Here is a 4,627-nt window from a genome sequence, read left to right as displayed (position 1 = left end):
GAAATTATTATGGAGGTCCAGGAGGAGATTATCTCCTCCTGGTGGGTGCAGGGCAAAGCCCTGCTGAAAATGTGCGGCGTTTCACAAAAGCGAATGCGCAGCATTCGCGCACGCCGCACCGATTTGTGCCCCGTAGGGGCACTCTTTGGGAGGGCGGATGCCCGACATGCACAGTTTCGCTTGTGGCAACAGTGAAGAAATTGGCAAATGCGATTGCCCTGACAGATACTGAAAAATGGCTGTTCATTTTTTATAAATGATGCCATCCTATTGCAGGTTTAGTTTAAGAGGGAGAGGCGACTGCGATGAGTACAAGAGGTGTTCTGTGGGCGATTTTGCTGCTGGCAGCTTTGGCGTTGGTGGTGGGCGTCTGGAAAAGGGTATGGCCGGATGTGGAGATGGGCAAGCGGTTGGCAGAGAATAATTGTGGCATATGCCATGACATGACAGATACGCATCGCAACCGTAAGGGCCCCTTTTTATGGGGTGTGGTCAATCGTCCGGCGGGTGCGGTCGATTTTCCCTACAGTGCGGCTTTTATGGCTACGGTCAAGGCCAAGCCGTTTGTCTGGGATGAGGCCCATTTGGAACGCTTTATCACCGATCCAGGCTCTTTTATTCCGATGACCCGCATGGCGCAACGCGAGACTGGGCATCCCTTGGCTTTTGAGGGGATCGACAGCGCTGCCAATCGTCGCGATGTCATCGCCTATTTGAATACCTTGAAATAGAGCCAAATTGCCCCATACGGATGAGGGAAAGAGTGTCATGAAACCCTATTATGCGCCTGTGCTCTCGCTCATCCGGCAGCGGCAGATCCGCACCATTCTCGATGCACCAGCAGGAACCGGCTGGTTGGCGGCAGCATTGGGTAGCGATTATCAGGTGGATGGACTGGATCTTTTTTGTCAGCCGCCAGCACATTACCGTCAATTTGCTGCCCGGGATCTGAATGAGGCGATTCCGGCAGAGTGGGGGCTCTATGATTGTATTGTCACCTGTGAGGGTATTGAGCATCTTCTCGATCCGGTTATGTTTTTGCGCTCTGCAGGCGCGCATCTGCAGCCCAATGGTTTGCTGATTATCACTACACCCAACGTGTGGTATCCGGCAGCGCGCTTGCAGTATCTGTTCAGAGGTTTTTTTCCCAGTTTTCCCAATCTGATAGGCAAGGTGCGGCCTGGTATGCACATGCACCTTTTTCCCTGGACATTTCCGCAACTCTATTTGGTACTGCATCTGCTAGGCTTTCAGCGCATTCAACTGCATACTTCGGCCTGGCCGGCGCCCAAACATCTCTATGAACATCTTCTGGCCTGGCCTCAACAACTCTATTGCCGCGCCAAGGCCAAACAGGCAGTGGATGCAGAAGAGCGGGCCTTTTGGCAAATGGCGGCTTCTCCGGCAGCGCTCTTGGCCAGAGGGTTGGTGGTCAGCGCCGAAAAGCGCCAGTAATTGGGTACAAGAGCGCCTGGTGCAGCGCCTGCTAATCAACAACAGGTTTTTTTAGTCAAGCCTAATGGATGGGACGGATAAGCAACTGTGGGTAAAGGCAACAAACAATCTCAGGCGGCACGCATTGGTACGGTAGTACCGGCTGTGGAGTTGGACAATCGGCAGTTGATACGACGTTTTTTGCGTCTGGTCTTGCCCTATTGGTTTTATCTGCTACCGGCCTTTATCTGTATGCTGATTTTGGCGGGAACCAACGGAGCCATAGCCTTTTTGGTGCAACCGATTTTGGACAAGGTCTTTATCGAGCAGGATACGGTGATGTTGGCCAATATGCCAATGATCATTCTGACTCTGTTTGTGGTGCGCGGGGCGGTCTATTTTGCACAGATCTATCTGATGGAAAATGCCGGGCAGCGGGTGGTGCGCAATCTGCAGGTGCAGTTGTATGGTCATTTGATGGCCATGGATCTGGCCTATTTCCAGAATAATGCCACCGGCAACATCATGTCGCATATCACCTATGATACCAATATGCTCAAGGGTGCCGGCTCTTCTGTGATCACCAATCTGTTGCGGGAGGGGTTTACAGTCATCTTTTTGTTGGGGGTGCTTTTTTATCGCGATTGGCAGATGGCTTTGGTCTCCCTGATTGGTTTGCCGCTGGCAGGGGTGATGATCTACCGTTTTGGGCGCCGGATGCGCCGTCTGAGCCAGACACGCCAGGAGTTGATGGGAGAGATGACCTCGCACCTGGAAGAGAGTATTGCCGGACAGCGGATTGTCAAAGCCTTCGGCATGGAGCGCTATGAGCGGGCACGCTTTCGCTTGTTAAACCGCACCATCTTGATCAACACCTTGCGTACTGCCAAAGTCAAAGCCTTCTCTTCGCCTTCCATGGATTTAATCGCTGGGGTGGCGGTGAGTGCGGTGATTCTTTATGGTGGGCGGATGGTGATGAATGGTCAAACCACCACGGGAGCTTTTTTCTCTTTTATTACCGCATTGTTGATGGCCTATGATCCGATCAAAAGCCTCACTACGGTCAACAACCAACTACAGGAGAGCATGGCGGCTGCCCGACGCCTGTTTGCCGTGATGGATCTGCAGCCAGCGATTCAGGATCATCCTGATGCCGTGGCTTTACCCCCTTTGCGCCAGGAGATCCAATTTGAGCAAGTTGGTTTTCGCTATCGTCCTGAGCTGCCCCCGGTTTTGACGGGGATCACTCTGCGTGTGCGTGCCGGTGAGCGGGTGGCTTTGGTGGGTCACAGTGGCAGCGGTAAAACCACCCTGGTCAATCTGGTACCCCGCTTTTTTGATGTCATCGAGGGGGCTATTTGCGTTGATGGCCAGGATATTCGTCTGGTAACGCAGCGCAGCTTGCGCGCACAAATTGCTGTGGTTACCCAGGATGTGATTCTGTTTAACGATACGATTCGCAACAATATTCTCTATGGCGACCGCAACCGTTCCGATGCGGAGGTGCGCCAGGCCGCCCAGGCGGCCAATGCCTTGGAGTTTATCGAGGCGATGCCGGAGGGGTTTGCGACGGTAATCGGTGATCGTGGCATTCGTCTGTCGGGAGGACAGCGGCAACGTCTCTCCATCGCCCGCTCTTTGTTAAAAAATGCGCCGATCTTGATTCTGGATGAGGCGACCAGTGCCTTGGATACCGAAAGCGAACGTCTGGTTCAGGAGGCGTTGGAGCGTTTGATGGAGGGGCGCACCAGTCTGGTGATTGCCCATCGCTTGTCAACAATTCGCAACGTGGATCGGATTGTGGTGTTGCGCGAGGGCAGGATTGTCGAAGAGGGGAGCCATGCCGAGTTGTTGGCCAAAGGTGGAGAGTATGCGCGCTTTCACTATCTGCAATTTCAACAACAGGAAACGCTATGTCCGGTAGCGGGGTAAAGGAGCCAGCCCGGATTTTGGTGATCAAATCCCGGCATATTGGCGATGTCTTGTTGACCGGGCCGTTGCTTTCCACCTTGCAGCGGCGCCATCCTGCTGCGCAAATCAGTATCCTGGTCAAGGCCGATTGTGCGACCATCATGGAGGGCCATCCGCACCTGAGTAAAATTTTTGTTTTTCCACAGCGCCAAGCCAACGAAGGGAGTATTGCCTTTTTTTGGCGGGCCTGGTGCTGGTTGCGGGAGTTGCGCCGCAGCGCTTTTGATTGGGTGATCAATACAACCGAGGGGGACAGGGGGGTTATAACCGCTTTTCTGACCGGGGCTCCGCGTCGTTTGGGGTTGCGCAGCAAGCGGCGGCGGCGTGAAAAATGGTGGCGTCGTCCGCTCCTGACCGACATTGTCTATGACATACCAGGCAGTCGGCACCGGGTGATACGTAATTTGGATCTGATTGGGGCCGGAGAGGAGAACAGAGGCCACCGTGTCGAGCTGACCACTACTGCAGAAGATTGGGCAGAGGTGCGCCGTTTGCTGTTGGCACAGGGATGGGATGGTCAGCAGCCTTTGGTGCAGGTGCATCCGCCCTCGCGCTGGATGTTTAAATGTTGGAGTGATCAGGGGATGGCCGGGGTCATTACCCATCTGCAGGCGCGCGGTTATGCGGTGGTTTTGACCAGTGCACCTCTTGCTGTGGAAAAACAAAAAAATACTGAGATTATAAAGCTGTGCAGCTCTCCCCCTTTTGATCTGAGCGGTCAATTAAGTTTGGCACACTCGGCTGCTTTGACCGCCCATTGCCAACTCTTTTTTGGTGTGGATACGGCGCCAGCACATATGGCCGCCGCCTTGGATATACCGGTAGTGGTCCTTTTTGGTCCATCCGGTGTCCAATTGTGGGGACCGTGGCCCAATGGCTGGTCTGGCCAGGGCACACCCTATCCGCAGCTCAATGGTGTGCAGTGGGCGGAGCCACATGTGGTGATCCAGAAAAATTGGGATTGTGTGCCTTGTGGGCGTGATGGTTGTGAAGGTTCCAAAATCAGCCGCTGTTTGCAAGAGTTGACTCTTGAGGAGGTATTGCCGCATCTGGAGCGGGTTTTGGAGCAGCGTGCGGTGGCACTCTCTGGATAAGAGCAGGAGAGGTGCATGGGCAAGGTGCATCTTTTGGCGCCAATCCGCACAGCTTGCTTCCATTAGGCGCTTAAGCCGACGCAAAAAGCGCGTCGGCTTCGTGTGAAAAGCGCGCCAAAGGCAAAAGA

At 54.1% G+C, this 4,627-nt stretch carries 5 protein-coding genes; all 5 read left to right on the top strand.

Annotation, left to right across the window (positions count from 1 at the left end):
* On the top strand, positions 1-195 hold a 195-nt coding region (locus EJP87_RS17975; RefSeq protein WP_193771398.1), incomplete at its 5' end, for a hypothetical protein.
* A 110-nt stretch (positions 196-305) separates the two neighbouring features.
* The gene (locus EJP87_RS14020; protein WP_130472487.1) at positions 306-731 is read left to right on the top strand and encodes a c-type cytochrome; all 426 of its coding nucleotides are present in this window, start codon (positions 306-308) and stop codon (positions 729-731) included.
* A gap of 37 nt (positions 732-768) precedes the next feature.
* The gene (locus EJP87_RS14015; RefSeq protein ID WP_130472486.1) at positions 769-1,455 is read left to right on the top strand and encodes a class I SAM-dependent methyltransferase; all 687 of its coding nucleotides are present in this window, start codon (positions 769-771) and stop codon (positions 1,453-1,455) included.
* Between the two features lie 87 nt (positions 1,456-1,542).
* Positions 1,543-3,366: a lipid A export permease/ATP-binding protein MsbA gene (msbA, locus tag EJP87_RS14010; RefSeq protein WP_227657651.1), complete on the top strand. Its 1,824-nt coding sequence runs from the start codon at positions 1,543-1,545 to the stop codon at positions 3,364-3,366.
* Entirely contained in the window at positions 3,348-4,499 is a 1,152-nt protein-coding gene (gene rfaQ, locus EJP87_RS14005) for a putative lipopolysaccharide heptosyltransferase III (protein ID WP_130472485.1), read from the top strand. The genes msbA and rfaQ overlap by 19 nt, the downstream gene beginning before the upstream one ends.
* Positions 4,500-4,627: the final 128 nt, after the last annotated feature.

Origin of the sequence: Candidatus Magnetaquicoccus inordinatus, assembly GCF_004217665.1 — a bacterium.
Taxonomy (GTDB): Bacteria; Pseudomonadota; Magnetococcia; order Magnetococcales; family Magnetaquicoccaceae; genus Magnetaquicoccus; species Magnetaquicoccus inordinatus.
This window is presented reverse-complemented; position numbering and strand designations above follow the sequence as displayed.

Bases quoted from the DNA above. Each gene is read 5' to 3' on its own strand.
- EJP87_RS14015 (WP_130472486.1), top strand. From the start codon at position 769: ATGAAACCCTATTATGCGCCTGTGCTCTCGCTCATCCGGCAGCGGCAG.
- rfaQ (WP_130472485.1), top strand. From the start codon at position 3,348: ATGTCCGGTAGCGGGGTAAAGGAGCCAGCCCGGATTTTGGTGATCAAA.
- EJP87_RS14020 (WP_130472487.1), top strand. From the start codon at position 306: ATGAGTACAAGAGGTGTTCTGTGGGCGATTTTGCTGCTGGCAGCTTTG.